Genomic DNA, 16,402 nt, shown 5'->3' with positions numbered 1-16,402 from the left:
CCCTGGCCGCCTTCCAGTCGATCCGAGCGGCCCGCCCCGACAACGCCCCGGTCTACGTCATCTGCGACAACCTGTCGGTCAACACCACCCCGAAGATCCTGCGCTGGGCGGCGCGCAACGACGTGCACCTGTGCCTGACCCCGACCTACGCCTCCTGGGCCAACCCGATCGAGGCCCAGTTCGGCCCGGTCCGGTCCTTCGTCATGAACAACTCCAACCACCCCAACCACCCCGCGCTGGCCCGCCACCTGCAGGCATACCTACGCTGGCGCAACACCCACGCCCGCGACCCCTCCGTCCTGGCCGCCCAACGCCGCGAACGCGCCCGCGTCCGCTCCGAACGCCAACAACGATGGGGACGACCACGACCACACGCCGCCTGACCCACCCCGGCACACGTTCGCGGTCAGCGCACTAGCTCGTGGTGCGGCGGCTAGTAGGTGCAGTTCGGAGCGGCGGGGGCCTGCGGGGCCGCCGCCGTGGGGGCTGGTGCCGGGCTGGAGGTGGCGCCGCCCGAGGCACCCCCGGCTCCAGCCATGACAGGAGCCACGACCTCGGTGAACTCCGAGCCGACGATGAGGTGGATCCCGGTGACGGTCGGGTCGGCGCGCAGGACGGAGCCGGGAACGGCTGCCTGTACCGTACGCGCGGCGTCATCCTTGCCCGCGCCATAGAGCACCCGAGACGCGGTGTAGGTAAGGGACTCGGCGGTGAGAGTGCCGGAGACGTGGAAGCCCTTTTCTGTCAGGTCCTTGGTGACCTGAGCCGCGAGCCCCGACCGGTGGGAGCCGTTGTAGACCGCGACGGTCACCTGCGACGGCGGGACCGTGACCGGGCCTGGGGCCGGCTCGGTGGTCGGGGACGCCGTGTCCTCGACGCCGTCGACATGACCGCCGAGCGGGGTGACGAGTCGGGCGAGGTCGACCGGGTTGTAGATCTGCACGGAGGTCTCGACGCCGTGCAGCATGATGTTGCCGCTGTTCCCGATCCCGCCCTCGGCCTTGGTGGGCGCGTGCGTCGGCAGGGTCTCCATGTGAATCGAGCCGGCGGCCACGCCGCGCAGCTGGGTGGCCAGGTCACGCAGGTCGTTGATGCTGGTCTTGTCGTCCAGGGTGAGCGCGGACGTGGCCGTGGAGAGCAGGCCCTGCAGCTTGACCGGGTTCGTCAGCACGTCGCCGGTCATCGCCTTGTGGAACACCGCTCCGATGAACTKCTGCTGGCGCTTGATGCGGTCGATGTCGCCGGTCGGCAGGCCGTGGCGCTGCCGGACGAACGCCAGGCCCTGGCTGCCGTTCACATGGATGTTCTCCCCGGGCCCGCCGCGCCAGCCACTCATCGGGTCGTTCGTGTTGGTGCTAACCCTCGGCCTGCCGTTGTCGTCCTTGAAGTGGTCCCGGAAGCTCGAGGCCAGGACGCAGACGTCGACGCCACCGATCGCGTCCGTGATCGCCTTGAAGCCCTCGAGGTCCATCGAGACGTAGTGGTCGACCCGGACGCCGGTCAGGTCCTCGATCATGTTCACCAGCAGCGACGGCCCGCCGTCGGAGATCGCCGAGTTGAACTTGTCCTTGTGTGCCGCGTGGTGCTTGCCGGCGGAGTCGGTGTACTCGGGGACCGTCACGAGAGTGTCGCGGGGGAAGGACACCATCGTCGTGGTGCCGTCCTCCGCGAGATGGACCAGGATCGTCGTGTCCGATCGCTGGCCGGGGGCGTTGCCGAACTCGCCGTCGGACCCCGCCCGGCTGTCCGTACCGACGACCAGGTAGTTCTCCACGCCGTGCTTCTCGCCCGGCCGGTCGTCACCCAGGTCGAGCCCGATCCGGTTGATGTTCCCGTTGGCGTAGGTGTACGTCACCCAGCCGCCCACACTCACCAGCAGCACCAGCGTCGACACCGTCCCGAGCAGCGCACGCAGCGCCCGGCGACCGCCCGAGGCAGGCTTCGCCCTCGGCCCACCCGGGCCGTCTGGACGTGGGTCCAGGTGGGGAGGAAGTGACGCCCGTGCCAAAGCCGCCCGCCTCCCTCGCAGCTGCCGCTCTCGCGGATCCGCTCGACGGGCCATGATAAATCGCGCTAATTCCGTCCAGCGACCCATGTCGGCGTCAACCGGCGGTGGCACCCTGACGATGAGTGAGCACGGAGCGCGTCCGGCCAGCTGCCCGGCTGGGAGCCGCGGAGCGGGCGCCACGTCTGATGAGCTCTCACCAGGCGAAGGGCGCAGATCAGACGGGCGAGACGGGCGAGACGGGTCAGCGGGCGGCGTTCTTGAGGAACTGGGGACGGTAGTTGGYCTCGTCGCCGCCGAAATAGCCGCCGCGGACGTGCCGGCGGATCCCGGCGTCGTCGGTGGCGCGCGACGCGGAGTGCCACAGGTAGCCGTCGTGCAGGATCACGTCGCCGCGCTCGGCGTAGACGGCGACCTCGCCGGGGACCTTGTCGAAGCCGAGCGGCATCGGGAACGGGGCCGGCGTGTCGGTGTAGCCCCCGGCGGGCCGGGCGTCCTCGGGCACCGCGACGTTGTTGACGTTGCGGTACGGCGCCGGGGTCGCCCAGTTGTGGCTGCCGGGGACGACGCGCAGGAAGCCGTTCGCCGGGCTGGTCGCGTCCAGGTGGAAGGTGAACGCGAGCCCCGGCCAGACGTCGACGCTGGGCATCGCCTGCCAGTCGGAGTGCCAGCCGATCCGGGTGTAGCCGGACTCGCGGCCGGGCCGGGAGTCCTGGTAGACGACGCCGGCCTTGTCGGACGAGTTGAGCCAGGCACCGTCACCGATCAGCCGGCGGATCACGGCGAGCAGCGGCGGCAGGGCGACCGCCTCCAGCACGGCCGGCGAGAGCTCCTGGACGTGCTCGACGTAGTTGACGAACCTCTCGGCCTTCTCGACGTCGTCCAGATACTTCGTCGACCCGTGCCGTTCCGGCACCCTGCCGGCGAGCACGTCGTCCTGGACGGCCGCGCACTCCGTCTCCATCCGCGCGGTCAGCTCGTCGCCAGCCAGCCCGCGCAGCAGTACGAAACCGAAGGCCCGGTAGAACTCCTCGATCTCGGCGAGCCCGGACAGCTCGCCGGCGGAGGCCGGCGTACGCGACGGCCAGTCGACCTCGGCCCAGTCGACGTCGAACACACCGAACGTCGCCGGTGTGACCAGCAGGGTCGCCGGCGTCGCCAGCACGGTGGCCGTCTGCATGCGGCTGCCCTCCCGCGTCTCGGTACCCGCCGGTGGCGCGGCGCGGCCGCGTTCCGTGGACGGATGGACAACCCCTGACGCTAGGTCGCTCCTGTTACCACCGCGTTGCCCGCCGCCGTGACCAGCGGCGACGTAAGTCGGATCACCAGCGTGGCCCGGACCCACCAGAGCGGCCTGGGCGCGTCGCCGCCGCGCGGACGCGCCGCTACTTCTTCTTTTTCCTCCCCGACGAACCGTCGGAGGAGCCGCCGCTGGACTTGGGCACGCACACCCACCGCTTCTCCTTGTCCGACCACTCCGCCTTGGAGTTGGCCGCGCAGGAGAAGTTGGCCGGCTTGGGCGGGTGCTTGTGCCCGCACGCGGTGAGCGAGCCGACCGCGAGGGCAGCGGCGATGGCCACGGCGGCCGCGCGGGACCGCCGCTGCCGCCCAGGGCCGGGCCGGGTGGTTGGCTGGGCGAACAGCCGCGCGGTCCGCGCCGCGTCCACGACGGTGCTAGGGCCGGCCTGCGCCGCCTCACCGCGGGCGGGCSGGTGCGCGAGGCTGGATAACTCCGTGGGCACGGGACTGCCTCCTCGGGGACCGCGGCTCTGGGGAACTGCGGCTCTAGGGGAACTGTGGCTCTGGGGGACCATGACCAGGCCGGGCTCTTGGGGACCATGACCAGGCCGGCGGCGACGCTAGCGCATCGGAGGGGCCGTGATCACAGGTTTGTCAGGCGAGCGACGGCCCGGAGCCCGCGCCGCGCTGCTGGTGCTGGCGGACGGTCGGCTGCCGGCCGGCGGGCACGCGCACTCAGGCGGCGTCGAGGCGGCCGTGGTGGACGGCGGCGTGACCGACCTGGACGACCTGGCCGCCTTCCTGCTCGGCCGGCTCGGCACCGCCGGCCTGGTGGCCGCGTCGTTCGCCGCCGCGGCCTGCCAGACCTGCCTGGTCGCCGTCACCGACCTGGCGGGAGCCCCGGGCACTCCGGCCGCTCCCGACACTCCGGACATCCCGGCGGCCGGGCAGGACCGCGCGGCCCGACTAGCGGCGCTGGACGCCGAGCTCGACGCCCGTACCCCGTCGCCGGCGCAGCGGGACGCGAGCCGGGCGCAGGGCCGGACGCTGCTGCGCGCGGGCCGCGCCGCCTGGGACCTGTCGAGGATCTTCCAACCCGACGGCCGGCGTCCGGACGGCCAGGGTCCGGCGGGCGGCGCCGAGCTGCCCGCCGCGCCCCATCACCCGATCGCGCTCGGCGTGGTCGCCGCCGCGGCCGGGCTCGAGCCGGCGGACGCGGCGCTCGCCGCCGTCTACGGCGCGGTCGGCGGCCCCGCCTCGGCCGCCACCCGGCTGCTCGGGCTCGACCCGCTCGCCGTCACCGGCCTGCAGGCCAGGCTCGCCGGCGCCATGGAGACCACCGCCGCCGACGCCTGGGCCGCGGCCGAGGCCGCGATGGCCGCGGGCAGGCCCGACCTGCTTCCCGCCCCGTCCGCCGTCCGCCTCGACCTGCTCGCCGAGCGCCACCGCGCGGCACCGGTCCGGATGTTCACATCGTGATCCCGGCGGCGTCGGCGGCAGGCGGCGTCGAGGCTTCCAGGCGATAGCCCATGCCACGGACCGTGCTGATGTGGGCGGCGCCCAGCTTGCGGCGCAGGTAGCCGACGTAGACGTCGACGATGTTGCTGCCGGGGTCGTAGTCGTAGCCCCAGACGGCGGAGAGCAGCTGCTCGCGGGCGAGCACCTGGCCGGGGTGGCGCAGGAACGTCTCGGCCAGGACGAACTCGCGCGCCGTCAGGTCGACCATCCGGTCGCCGACGTGTGCCCGGCGGGTACGCAGGTCGAGTGCGAGGTCGCCGCTGCGCAGCACGGTCGGCTCGGCGGTGGCCGGCCCGGKCCGCAGCCGTAGCCGGACGCGGGCCAGCAGCTCCTCGAACCGGAACGGCTTGCTCATGTAGTCGTCGGCCCCGCCTTCGAGGGCGGCGACCGTGTCGCGCACGCCGTCGCGGGCCGTCAGCACCACCACGGGGAGCCTCGATCCGGCGGCGCGCAGCCGGCGCAGCACCGCGAAGCCGTCCAGGTCCGGTAGTCCGATGTCGAGGACCAGCAGGTCGACCTCCCCGGACAGGGCCACCTCCAGCGCCGACTCGYCGTCGCTCACGCAGGTCGGGACGAATCCGTTGGAACGCAGACCCTTCGCGACGAACGAGGCGATCCGTCGCTCATCCTCGGCTATGAGCACCCGATTCGTCACCACCGCCTCCCCTCTCGGCACTCGGTTCGGCGCCGCCCGGTTCGGTACCGCGCGGCGTGGGACGACGCGGCTCGTGATCGCGAGCGCCCTGGTCCAGCAGGCCCAGCTCCAGGATGAAGGTCGCGCCCTCGCCGGGCTCACCACTCACCCGGACGGCACCGCCATGCGCCGTCGCGATCGCCCGCACGATCGCGAGCCCGAGCCCCGCGCCGCCGCCGGCCGCCGACGGTGGCCGCGTGGGGGCACCGCGGGCGAAGCGCTCGAAGATGCGCGCCCGGTCGGCCGGGGCCACGCCGGGACCGGAGTCGGTCACCCAGAAGCGCGCGATGTCGTCGTCCACCGCCGAACCGATCCCGATCGCGCCGCCGGCCCTGGTGTGCTGGGTCGCGTTCTGCGCGAGCTGCAGCAGCGCCTGCGTCAGCCGCTGCCGGTCGGCGAGCAGGCGGCCGTCGCCGGCCCCGTCCAGCCGCCACGCGCGCGGCGCCAGTGCCCGCGCCTTCACGAACAGGTCCGTGGTGAAGACGGCGAGATCCACCGGTTCACGGCGCAGGAAGTCGGGCTGCTCCGCTTTCGCGAGCACCAGCAGGTCGTCGACCATCCTGCTCATCCGGTCGAGCTCGTCGAGGACGAGGGGGACGGTCTCGGCGCGCTCGTCCGGGTCGTCGCCGAGCAGTTCCAGATGCCCGCGGATGATGGTGATCGGAGTGCGCAGCTCATGGCCGGCGTCGTCGACGAAGGCGCGCTGGGTCGCGAACGCCTGCTCCAGGCGGTCCAGCATGCCGTTGAACGTCCGCGCCAGCTCCGTGATCTCATCCCGACCGGTCCGGCGACGCCCGCGGGGCCCACCGCCACCCGACCCACCGCCACCCGACCCGCCGCCACCCGACCCGCCGGCACTCGGGTCGCTGGTACTCGGGTCGCCGGTACTTGACCCACCGCCGCTCGGGTCGCCGCCACCGCTCGGGTCGCGCGCGCCGTGGCCAGCACCGGTGGCGACKCGGCGTGGCCGACGGACTCCCCAGCCGCCGCCGATCGGGATGCGGCGCGACAGGTCCGTCTCCGTGATCGTCTGAGCGGTCCGGCGGACGATCCGCACCGGGGCGAGCACCCGCCCCGCGACCATCCACCCGGCGGCGCCGGCCACCGCCAGCGCGCCGAACCCGACGACGCCGAGCACCCTGACCACCTCGCCCACCTCGGCCCGCTCCCGGTCGACGAACACGGCCGACACGAAGACGCCTCGCGCTGGGCGGCCCTGCACGCTCACCGGGACGGCGACGTAGCGCACGACACCGGCCGGCGTCGTCACCAGCCCGTAGTGGGGCTGGCCGGCCGACGTCGAGGACACGAACGCCGCGATCGCGGCCCGGTCGTTCTCCAGCTGGTACGGCGGCGTCTCGGCGCTCCGATAGGCGGGCTCACCATCCACCAGGGCGAGCATCGTCTGGTTGCGGTCCGGGATCGCCCGTTCGAGGTATGCCTCCAGCAGCGCGCGCACGTCGGTGAACCGCGAGCGCCCGGTGACGGGGTCGCCGCTCCTGTCCACGAACCCGACGAACCGCCGCAGCTCGCTGACCTCCTTGGCCAGGCCCTGGTCGACCCGCTCATCGACCCGCGCGAGCAGCACCTGGCGGGCGGCCAGCACGGAGCCGGCCAGGGCGAGCGCCACGAGCAGCAGCTGCCAGCCGAGGATGCGCAGCCGCGCGGATCCCGCCACCACGCGGATCCTCACCAGGCCGTGCCCCAGCCCGCGGGCCCTCGGCCGCCCAGGCGCCATGCGCTCAAGCGTCCGGGCGCCACCGAAGCCACGGATGAGGACACGATGAGAAGGCTCTCATCCACCATCCGCCCGCGGCCGTCACCCACGGACTGCCTATGGCGCGGACCTCACGGCTGGCTCCGATGCCGGAGCCGACTCCGTGGCCGGTGCCGGTGCCGGTGCCGGCGCCGCCGTCCGAGGGGCGCGCGGACTGTCCGTCGTGGGGTCGATCGGCAGCGGCACCGGGCGGACGGGGACCGCCGTCGCCGCGCTCGACCGGTAGGGGCCACGGCGTTCGAGCCCCCCGGGAATCTGCGCCGGTGTCGGGGCTGGCATCTGCGACGGGGACGTGGAGGGCGCCGGCGCGGACGTGGACACCGGTCCCCTGGCCAGGATGGGGCCGCCCAGGTCCGGCGGGCGGGGCTCGCTCGAGGCCGACACGACCGCGGCGGCCAGCCCACCGACGACCGCCGCGAGCCCAAGCGCGGCCAGGCCGATCCGCCAGGTTCCTGTTCGGGCCTCCAGCTCCGGCGCCGCCCCGGCTCCGACCGCCACCCCCGGCGTGTCCGGGATACCCGGCTGATCCGCCATGGGAGCCATCGTAGGCGAACCCGCCCTGCCGCCCGATCCGCGCTCGCCCCAGTGGGCCACCTTGCGTGAGAGGCCTCTCACGGTCGTCTCACAGTCAGCCCACAGGCCGCCGACAGGCTCGGTCCTGGCCGGGAGACCAGTCCCGGCCGGCAACGCCAGCCACCGGTCCCGGTGGGCCTGGATGTCATGGACAGGATCGAGGCACCCCAGTGACGAACGCTCCCAAGCCTCCGGCTCAGGCCGCCCGGCGGCTTCTCACCACCTCCGCGCTCGCGGCCACACTGATCGGTGGCGTCGCCGCCGGCGTGGTGCTGCCGGCGACGGCCGCCGGCGCCGCGACCCCGGCGCCGATCCCGGCCACCGCCTCGGCCCCGCCCCCCGAGACCCGCGCGGCCGCACCGGCGCCGGCCCCCGGGAACCCGTCCGATCCCCGCACCGCCACCCCGGCCCCCGCGCAGGCCCCCGCCCGCTCGCTCCCCCCTCGCTCGACCGACGTGCCGGTCCAGCCGCGCGGCGGCGTGGACACGGGCCTCGGCGGCACCCAGCGGGCCGGCCACGACAACGATGCCGCTCTCCCGCTCACCGCCGGGGTCATCGGCGTGGGCGCGCTCGCCGGCTTCGGCGGGTGGCGGCGCCGGCGCGCGAGCGCGCGCGGATGACGACGAGCTCGGCGGCCGGCGGTCTCGCCGGCCGCCGGCGCGCCGCCGCGGCGCTGACGGTCCTGTTCGCGCTGGTACCGGCCGCGCTCACCGGCTGCGGTGCGGGGTCCGACGCCGATCAGCCGCCCGCGGCCAGCCCGGCCGCGGGGACCAGCACGCCCGGCTCGACGGGCATCGCGGGCGCCATTGAGGGCACGGCGGGCACGGCGGGTGGGCACAGCGGGCAGCCCGCGGCGGCGGGCAAGGCCGCGGATCCGGTGCGGCTGCGGGTGCCGGACATCTCCGTGACGGCGCCGGTCGTGCCGCTGGACCTGGACGGCGCGGGGCGGCTGATCCCCCCGACCGGGTTCACCGAGGTCGGCTGGAACCACGCCGGCCCGGAGCCGGGCGACGACGGCGTGGCCGTGATCGCCGGCCACGTCGACTCGAAGACCGGCCCGGCGGTCTTCTACCGGCTCGGCGGACTGCGCGCGGGCGCCACCGTCCTCGTCGACCGGGTGGACGGCACGACCGCGACGTTCGTCGTCGACAGACTGGCCGAGTACACGAAGGCCGACTTCCCGGACGAGCAGGTCTACCACTCGGGCGACGGCGCCCAGCTCCGCCTGATCACCTGCGGCGGTAGCTTCGACCACTCCACCGGCCACTACGTCGACAACGTCGTCGTCTTCGCCCATCTGGGCTGAGCCAGAGGCGGAGTCCTCAGGGGCCGAGGTGACGGCGCAGGGTGACGGCGTCGGCGGCCAGGGCGGTGACCAGCACGCCGGGGCCCGCCAGCGGCAGTACCGCCGCTCCGCCCGGGGTGCGGGCGCCGCCGGACGCGGCCGGCGCGGTGACGGACGCGGGCACGCCGAGCCCGGCCGGGCCAGGGCCCGAGGCCTGCTGGGAGAGGGCCGCGGGCGCGGCGATCAGGAGGGAGCCGACGGCGCGGGCGGAACCGAGGAGGGCGGCACCGGTCAGGCCGGGGACGTCGGGGCCGAGCAGCAACTGCTGGCGCAGCAGCGGCCGGTCGCCCACCAGCGGCCGCCGCTCGTCCGCCGGGACCGTCGGGTCTCCCGCCGGGAGCCTCGGGTCGTCGGCCGGGACGCGGATGTCGACGCGCAGGTCCGTCTCGACCTGGCCGGACGGCTCACCGAACCGGCCGAGCAGGACCTCCTCGCGCCAGCGCAGCCAGCCCCCGGCGGCCACCACGGCCCGCCCGACCATCCGGTGCCGGCAGCCGCGCACCGCGACCGTGGGCTCCGGCAGCAGATCGAGCGCCCCGCCCGCCGCGACGTCGGCGTGGATCTCCATGACGGACGGGCCGGGACCGTGCCCCGGCATCGCCAGCGTCGCGGCCACCGAGCGCAGCACCAGCCGGACCCCGGGCCCGACGCTGATGTCGAGCCGCAGCTGGTCGCCCGCGAGCGGCCCGGCGGCCGCCCCGACCAGGTGCATGGTCACGGTCGGCAACACCGGCGGCGTCAGATCCTGTACCCGCCTGGCCTCGTCTCGCTCCGGGGCAGCCCCGGATGGGGCCCGCCGCGGCACGGTGGTATCCGTGTGCCGCAGCACGAGCGGGATGGCCGAACGTGCCTCGACGACCCGCGCGGAGCCGTCCGGACCGGCCTCGACCCGCAGCACGGCGTGCGCGCGCACCTCGTGCGCGCGCACCACGCCGCGGTCGAGGCCGGCGCTCACCGAGCGCCGGGCAGGTCGACACCGACGGCCGCGAGCGGTGCCATGTTGGCCTCGTTCGCGCCGGCGCTGGCGGTGCGTGCCTCGACCAGCTGGGCCAGGACCCAGCGGGCGACGGCGGTCGCCTCGCGGTCCTCGACGAGGCTGGTGAACAGCACGGGGCGGCCGTGGCGCACCGCTTCGGCGTCGCGTGCCATCACGGCGAGATCCGCGCCGACCAGCGGGGCGAGGTCCGTCTTGTTGATGACGAGCAGGTCGCTGCTGGTCACGCCAGGGCCGCCCTTGCGCGGCACCTTGTCCCCGCCGGCGACGTCGACGACGAAGATCTGCCTGTCGACGAGGCCGTAGCTGAAGGTCGCCGTCAGGTTGTCCCCGCCCGACTCGACCAGGATCAGGTCGAGCGGGCCGAACGCCGCGTCGAGGTCCTCCACCGCGTCGAGGTTGACCGTGATGTCGTCGCGGATCGCGGTGTGGGGGCAGCAGCCGGTCTCGACGGCGCGGATCCTCGCCGGGTCGAGCACGCCGGCGCGACGCAGGAAGTCGGCGTCCTCGGTCGTGTAGATGTCGTTGGTCACGACGGCGAGGTCGACCTTGCCGGCCAGCGCCCGGCACAGCGCGGCGACCAGCGCGGTCTTGCCGCTGCCGACCGGTCCGCCGATGCCGACCCGCACCGCCCGCCCGGCCGGTACGGCACGCGGGGCCGCGGGTGTCAGCGGGGCCGTCGTCTGCCAGCCAACCGCCGTCACGGGCCCGCCGCCGATCGCGCCTCCGAGCGGCGACTGGCCATGCTCGTGCTGGCCATGATCGTGGTCGAGGTGCACGCCGCCTCCCGGGATGAGAACTCGTCTGCTCGCGGGGCTCACCGCGCGGCGACGTGGGCCGGCCCGGCACTGGGCCGCCGAACCACCTGGTCATCGCGCGGCATCCGCCGCCGCTGCCAGCCTAGGCCGCGCAGATGACCCTTCCGTAACTCTCCCCGCCTGGCCCGCCCGAGGGCCCTCCCGGCGGCTACGCCGAGGCCGCGCGCGACAGGCCGTATGCAGATTACTTTGTATTAACTAAACATTTGTCGCCGATCGGCGGGGCCGTGGGCTCCTCCGATCAGCGGAGCCCGGGGTTCCCGCCGGATCGGCGGCGGGGTTCCCGCCGGATCGGCGGCGGGGTTCCCGCCGGATCGGCGCGACGGTCCGGGAGGTCGGCCGTCGGGCAGGTCGGCCGGGAGGGCCGCATGACAACGTCCGCGGAACGCCCGGCGGCCAGCCGGACGACGCCGTTCGCCCAGCCGCCGCGGGCGGCGACGCCGAGGCCATGCCCAGGCCGGTCGCCGCGTCTTCGGCGCGACCGGGACCGCCGGGACCAGCGGTGTCGATGGCATTGGCGGGGCCGGCGGCGCCGACGCCGATGACGCCGGGAGAGATCAGGCGGGCGGTGTGGGCGCTCGTGCTGGGCCTGTTCGTCACCATGATCGCGGGAACGGTGGTGGCGAACGCGCTGCCGCGCATCATGGGCGACCTGCACGGCAGCTCGACTGACTACACCTGGGTGGTCGCGACGACGCTGCTGCTGATGACGGCGACGGTGCCGGTCTGGGGCAGGCTCGCCGACCTGCTGGACAAGAAGATGCTGCTCATGCTCGGCCTCGCGATCTTCACGGTCGGGTCGGCTCTGGCGGGGCTCGCGCATTCGACCACGTGGCTGATCGCCGCGCGGGCGGTGCAGGGCGTCGGCGCCGGCGGCACGAGCGCGCTGACGCAGGTCGCGCTCGCGGCGATGGTCCCGTCGAGGGAGCGGGCCCGCTACAACGGCTACGTCGGCTCGGCGTGGGCCATCTCGAACGTCTCCGGGCCGCTGGTCGGTGGCCTGATCGTCGACACGCCTGGGCTGGGCTGGCGCTGGTGCTTCTACCTGTGCGTGCCGCTCTCGGCGGTGGCCTTCGTGATGCTGGGGCGCACGCTGCGGATACCGAACGAGCGCCGGCCCGTGCGGATCGACTACCTCGGCGCCGCGCTCATCCCCGGCGGCGTCGGCCTGCTGCTGCTCTGGCTGACGCTGGGGGGCGACCTGGTCGGCTGGGTGTCCGGGACGGGGCTCGCTCTGCTCCTCGGCGGCGTGGCGGCGCTGGGACTCGCCGTCCTCGTCGAGACGCGGGTCGCGGAGCCAATCGTGCCGCCGCATCTGTTCCGTGAGCGGACCATCGTGCTCGCGGTGGTCGCGACCGTTGTCACGGGCGCCGTGTCGATCACCGTCCCGCTGCTGTTCAGCCAGTACTTCCAGCTCGGCCGCGGCTGCACGCCGACGGTGTCCGGCCTGTTGACCGCACCGATGGTCTGCGCCCTCGCGGTGTCGAGCAACATAGGCGGCCACGCCATCAGCCGCACCGGTCATTTCAAGGGGATCCTCGTCGGCGGCGCGATATGCCTGTGCGGCGGGATCGCGTTGTTCACGACCATCGGGGCACACACGCCGTTGCTCGCGGTCGGGGCTTACCTGGCGCTCGTCGGCGTCGGCCTGGGCATGACCGCGCAGAACCTGCTGGTCGTCGTCCAGAACGCCACGGCGCGCGGCGATCTCGGGGCCGCGAGCGGCACCGTCGCCTTCTTCCGCAGCCTCAGCTCGACCGCGAGCGTCACGGCGATCGGGGCGGTCTACGGCGATCGGGCGGCGCGTCTGGTCGGCACCGGCCTCGCTTCCGCCGGGCTGCCCGCGGGCAGCGTCGCCGACGCGCACAGCGTGCCGCGGCTCGCCGAACTGCCGGGGCCGGTCGCGGCGGTCGTGCGGCACGCGTACGGGAGCGCGTTGGGGCACGCCTGGCTGCTCGCGCTGCCGCTGACACTGGTCGGGCTCGCGGCCATCCTGGCCATCCCCGGGATCCGGCTGGGCACGGCGGGCGACCACGACATCGCCGCCGCTGGCGGGACGGGCGCGRCCAGCGCGCCGGTGGGCATCTGAAGCTCGCCCAGGAACCAGGCTCGCGCAAGGCGAGGAAACTCCGGCCGTCGACCGAACCGACGGGTGCTGGCACAGCCGGCCGATGGTGTCCACGGGCGACTCGGACGTCGTGGCCGGGACGGGTGTCATGCCTGGCCGCGCCCTTGGTTCGGCGTGATGGAACTGCCCGCCGTACACCATAATCGAGCGGTGACCAGGGCCCGCCGCGACGACAGGACGGCGGAAGCCAAAGCGGACACAAGGGCGGCGCTGGTGGCCGCCGCCCGCCGGCGGTTCGCCGAACAGGGTTACGCGGCCACCGGGACCGAGGAGATCGTCGCCGACGCGCGCGTGACCAGAGGGGCGCTTTATCACCATTTCCGGGACAAGGCGGACCTGTTCCAGGAGGTGATGAAGGAGGTCGCCAGCGAGGTCGCCGACGCACTTGTCGAGAGCGAGCTGACCCGTGAGGCGAGCGAGCCGAGTGACGCCTGGACCCAGCTGTGCACCGGTTTCCACTCGTTGCTGGACTTCTCCACCCGGACCGACACCGACTTCCAGCGGATCGTGCTGGTGGACGGCCCGGCCGTGCTCGGTAACGACGCCTGGAACACGCTGGTCGAGACGCACGGCTACCGGCTGCTGTCACAGTGGCTGGAGCGCGCGATCGCGGAGAACACCATCGACCCGATCCCGGTGGCGCCCCTGACCAGGCTGGTCGCGGCCCTGCTCGCCGAGGCGAGCCTCTACATCGCCAGGGCCGCTGATCCGCTGGCCGCCCGCCAGGAGACCGGCGTCGCGCTGGACCGCCTCATGTCCGGCCTCGTCCGCATCGGTTCACGGCCGTTGGAGACGATGGCCACCTGGCCGGCGAACCAGCCCACCGACGACACGACGCCGGCCGCCCAATGACCTGACCGCGTCACCCGCGTCACCCGCGTCACCCGCGTCACCCGCGTCACCCGCGTCAATCAAGGGTGAATACGAAAAGGCCCGCCCCTTTCGGGGCGGGCCTTCGCACGCCATGAGTCAACCCGCATCAGCTAAGGGACGCGAGACGTCCGACAGGCTGGTGCGGAACAGCTCGCAACGTCACATGCATACCGCGGTCACATGCGCATCGCGCGGACCTGCTCCTTCAGCGAGCCCATGGTCGCGAGCACCGCGGAGGTCTCATAGCCGCAGTGCGCCATGCAGTTCGCGCACCGCGGGTCCTTGCCACGGCCGTACTTGTCCCAGTCGGTCGTCTCCACGAGCTCCTTGTACGAGCCCACGTAGCCGTCGCTCATCAGGTAGCACGGCTTCTGCCAGCCGAAGAGCGAGTAGCTCGGGATGCCCCAGGCGGTGCAGGCGAGCTCGCGCTTGCCCTCGAGGAAGTCGAGGAAGATCGGCGAGTGGTTCAGCCGCCACTTCTTGCGCCGACCCTCGTCGAACACCTTCGAGAACATCTCCCGGGTCTCCTGGACCCCGAGGAAGTGCTCCTGGTCGGGCGCCTTCTCGTAGGCGTACCCGGGCGAGAGCTGGATCTGGTCGACCTTCAGATCGTCGTTCAGGAAGTTCAGGATGTCGATGACGTCCTGCGGGCTGTCGTTGTTGAAGAACGTCGAGTTCGTGCCGACCCGGAATCCGGCCGCCTTGGCGGCCTTGAACGCCTCGACGCACTCGTCGAACGTTCCCTCCTTCTCCACGATGGCGTCGTGCCGCTCACGCAGGCCGTCGATGTGGAGGACGAAGGTGAAGTACGGCGACGGAGTGAAGTTTTTCAGCTTCTTTTGCAGCAGGAGACCGTTCGTGCACAGGATGACGAACTTCTTGCGCTTGATCAGCGCATTCACGATCTCGTGGATCTGCGGGTGCATGAGCGGCTCGCCGCCGGCGATCGCGACCACCGGAGCGCCGCACTCCTTGACCGCCGCCAGTGCGTCCTCAACGTCCATCCGCTGCTTGAGCACGGAGGCCGGATGCTGGATCTTGCCACAGCCCGTGCAGGACAGGTTGCAGGCGAAGAGTGRCTCCAGCTCCAGGACGAGCGGGAAGAACTTCTTCCGCAACAGTTTCTGCTTGGCCAGGTAGGACCCGACACGGACTGAGTAGCGCCACTGAACCGCCACGGCAGATGTCCCCCTCTCGTCAGGYCGCCGGGTGGTGACCTGGGGTCGCCTGGGGATCACCATACAGCGAGTACGTACAGCCTGTATGTCGACCCCACCGGCAACATACAAGCTGTATGTCGAGCATGCATGTCGATCAGGTAAACCCAGGGAGACGCCTCGGATCGGGGCCACTCCGGGGGMRTTCCGCTACCGTCCGCGTCTATTTCTGGGAGGTGCCCCGGAGGTGAGCAGCATGCGGCGCGCACCTTTCACGGACAGCAACGTACGCGCAGTGTGCACGACCGCCCGGAATCTCGCCACTCGACGTGACTACTTGTCCCAGCCGAAGCCGCGACAAACCTGTAGAAGGTACCRCCATCGCCGCTCGATCTCCGCGGCCCAGCCCCCGCGCCCGCCCGGCGTCCGGCTCCAAGCCCGGCACCACCCCGCCGACGGCGCTCGCCAGGCACCRCGGGCATCGCCGCCAGCACCGCCGCCGCCAGCACCACCGCCGCCGGAACCGCTACCAGCAGACCTCACACAGCCAACACTCTTCTGAGTTCGGTCTGCGAACCTAGACGAGGGCGGCACTTAGACTAGCACCCATGGAGGCACCCGCGACCCCGCCAATCCGGGGTGCTGCATGACCTGGAACACGTCGGTCGATCAGACGTCGGTCGATCAGGCAGAACGCGGATCGGCGGGCACCCCGACGACCGCCACGACCGCCACGACCTCGACGACCCCATCGCTCCTGACGCAGCCACGCGTCTGTTCCATCGCCCGCGCGCTGGAGGTGGTGGGCGAACGGTGGTCACTCCTTGTCATCCGTGAGGTGAGCATCGGGGTACGCCGGTTCGACGCCATCCAGGCGGCGACAGGCGCGCCGCGCGCCGTGCTCACCGACCGACTCGCGGGCCTCGTGCGCGCGGGCGTGCTGGAACGGGTCACCTACCGGGAGGCGGGCGCGCGGACCAGGTGGGAGTACCGGCTCACCCCCGCCGGCCGGGAGCTCGCCCCGGTGCTGTCAGCCTTGCGACAGTGGGGCGACCGTCATCTGGCCGGCCAGGACGGCCCCCCGGCCACGTTCACGCACACCGGCTGCGGCGCTCCGGTTCGGGTCCAGCACATGTGCGAGGACGGGCATGTCATCGAGAACCCCAGGGAGATCTCMAGGAAGGCCCGGCCGCCCGTCACCTCCTGAACCTCCGGCCGCGGCCGGGATGCGATGATCGATCCTGGGCCATGTGCCGGATCGGCGCGCACGCGGGGCGGGAG

General features: G+C 73.1%; 16 protein-coding genes. 7 read left to right on the top strand and 9 right to left on the bottom strand.

Going from position 1 to position 16,402, the window contains the following annotated elements; genetic code table 11:
* The coding region (locus tag BL253_RS23965) for a transposase (protein ID WP_198946375.1) at positions 1-383 on the top strand (383 nt) is incomplete at its 5' end.
* A gap of 50 nt (positions 384-433) precedes the next feature.
* Here BL253_RS23965 and BL253_RS23960 read toward each other — a convergent pair.
* From BL253_RS23960 to BL253_RS23950, 3 genes are all read right to left on the bottom strand, one after another.
* Positions 434-2,062: an LCP family protein gene (locus BL253_RS23960; protein WP_198946374.1), complete on the bottom strand. Its 1,629-nt coding sequence runs from the start codon at positions 2,060-2,062 to the stop codon at positions 434-436.
* 187 nt (positions 2,063-2,249) lie between these two features.
* Positions 2,250-3,185: a phytanoyl-CoA dioxygenase family protein gene (locus BL253_RS23955; protein ID WP_076819345.1), complete on the bottom strand. Its 936-nt coding sequence runs from the start codon at positions 3,183-3,185 to the stop codon at positions 2,250-2,252.
* Between the two features lie 205 nt (positions 3,186-3,390).
* Positions 3,391-3,747 (bottom strand): hypothetical protein, encoded by a 357-nt coding sequence (locus BL253_RS23950; RefSeq protein ID WP_076819344.1) that lies wholly within the window; start codon positions 3,745-3,747, stop codon positions 3,391-3,393.
* 136 nt (positions 3,748-3,883) lie between these two features.
* Between BL253_RS23950 and BL253_RS23945 the strand changes: the two genes are divergently transcribed.
* Positions 3,884-4,723, top strand: coding sequence for an urease accessory protein UreF (locus tag BL253_RS23945; RefSeq protein ID WP_076819343.1), 840 nt, complete (start codon positions 3,884-3,886; stop codon positions 4,721-4,723).
* On the opposite strand, the gene BL253_RS23940 is transcribed toward BL253_RS23945, so the two are convergent.
* The 3 genes from BL253_RS23940 to BL253_RS23930 form a co-directional block, all read right to left on the bottom strand.
* Entirely contained in the window at positions 4,713-5,417 is a 705-nt protein-coding gene (locus tag BL253_RS23940) for a response regulator transcription factor (protein ID WP_076819370.1), read from the bottom strand. The genes BL253_RS23945 and BL253_RS23940 overlap by 11 nt on opposite strands.
* Positions 5,386-7,134 (bottom strand): ATP-binding protein, encoded by a 1,749-nt coding sequence (locus BL253_RS40435; protein ID WP_076819369.1) that lies wholly within the window; start codon positions 7,132-7,134, stop codon positions 5,386-5,388. The genes BL253_RS23940 and BL253_RS40435 overlap by 32 nt, the downstream gene beginning before the upstream one ends.
* Before the next feature lie 156 nt (positions 7,135-7,290).
* Positions 7,291-7,767 (bottom strand): hypothetical protein, encoded by a 477-nt coding sequence (locus BL253_RS23930; protein WP_076819342.1) that lies wholly within the window; start codon positions 7,765-7,767, stop codon positions 7,291-7,293.
* Between the two features lie 209 nt (positions 7,768-7,976).
* Between BL253_RS23930 and BL253_RS23925 the strand changes: the two genes are divergently transcribed.
* Both BL253_RS23925 and BL253_RS23920 read left to right on the top strand, forming a co-directional pair.
* Positions 7,977-8,426, top strand: a complete 450-nt coding sequence (locus tag BL253_RS23925; protein ID WP_076819341.1) for a hypothetical protein — start codon at positions 7,977-7,979, stop codon at positions 8,424-8,426.
* Positions 8,423-9,112, top strand: coding sequence for a class F sortase (locus BL253_RS23920; protein ID WP_081438625.1), 690 nt, complete (start codon positions 8,423-8,425; stop codon positions 9,110-9,112). The genes BL253_RS23925 and BL253_RS23920 overlap by 4 nt, the downstream gene beginning before the upstream one ends.
* A gap of 16 nt (positions 9,113-9,128) precedes the next feature.
* Here BL253_RS23920 and BL253_RS23915 read toward each other — a convergent pair whose 3' ends face one another.
* A complete protein-coding gene (locus BL253_RS23915) occupies positions 9,129-10,106 on the bottom strand; it encodes an urease accessory protein UreD (RefSeq protein ID WP_076819340.1) in 978 nt (325 codons plus the stop codon).
* Complete coding sequence (gene ureG / locus BL253_RS23910) at positions 10,103-10,924, bottom strand: urease accessory protein UreG (protein WP_076819339.1); 822 nt, start codon at positions 10,922-10,924, stop codon at positions 10,103-10,105. Before ureG ends, BL253_RS23915 begins: the two co-directional genes overlap by 4 nt.
* 547 nt (positions 10,925-11,471) lie before the next feature.
* Here ureG and BL253_RS23905 point away from each other — a divergent pair.
* On the top strand, positions 11,472-13,052 hold the full coding sequence (locus tag BL253_RS23905; RefSeq protein WP_241835058.1) for an MFS transporter: 1,581 nt from the start codon (positions 11,472-11,474) through the stop codon (positions 13,050-13,052).
* Between the two features lie 189 nt (positions 13,053-13,241).
* A complete protein-coding gene (locus tag BL253_RS23900; RefSeq protein ID WP_076819338.1) occupies positions 13,242-13,943 on the top strand; it encodes a TetR/AcrR family transcriptional regulator in 702 nt (233 codons plus the stop codon).
* 197 nt (positions 13,944-14,140) lie between these two features.
* Here the strand turns inward: BL253_RS23900 and hpnH are convergent, their stop codons facing one another.
* On the bottom strand, positions 14,141-15,142 hold the full coding sequence (gene hpnH, locus BL253_RS23895) for an adenosyl-hopene transferase HpnH (RefSeq protein WP_076819337.1): 1,002 nt from the start codon (positions 15,140-15,142) through the stop codon (positions 14,141-14,143).
* Positions 15,143-15,767: 625 nt separating this feature from the next.
* On the opposite strand from hpnH, the gene BL253_RS23890 reads away from it, so the two are divergent.
* Complete coding sequence (locus BL253_RS23890; protein WP_081438616.1) at positions 15,768-16,328, top strand: winged helix-turn-helix transcriptional regulator; 561 nt, start codon at positions 15,768-15,770, stop codon at positions 16,326-16,328.
* Positions 16,329-16,402: the final 74 nt, after the last annotated feature.

Source organism: Pseudofrankia asymbiotica, from assembly GCF_001983105.1.
GTDB classification, from domain to species: domain Bacteria; phylum Actinomycetota; class Actinomycetes; order Frankiales; family Frankiaceae; genus Pseudofrankia; species Pseudofrankia asymbiotica.
Note: the sequence above shows the minus strand (reverse complement) of the source record. Positions and strands in the feature narration are given on the sequence as shown.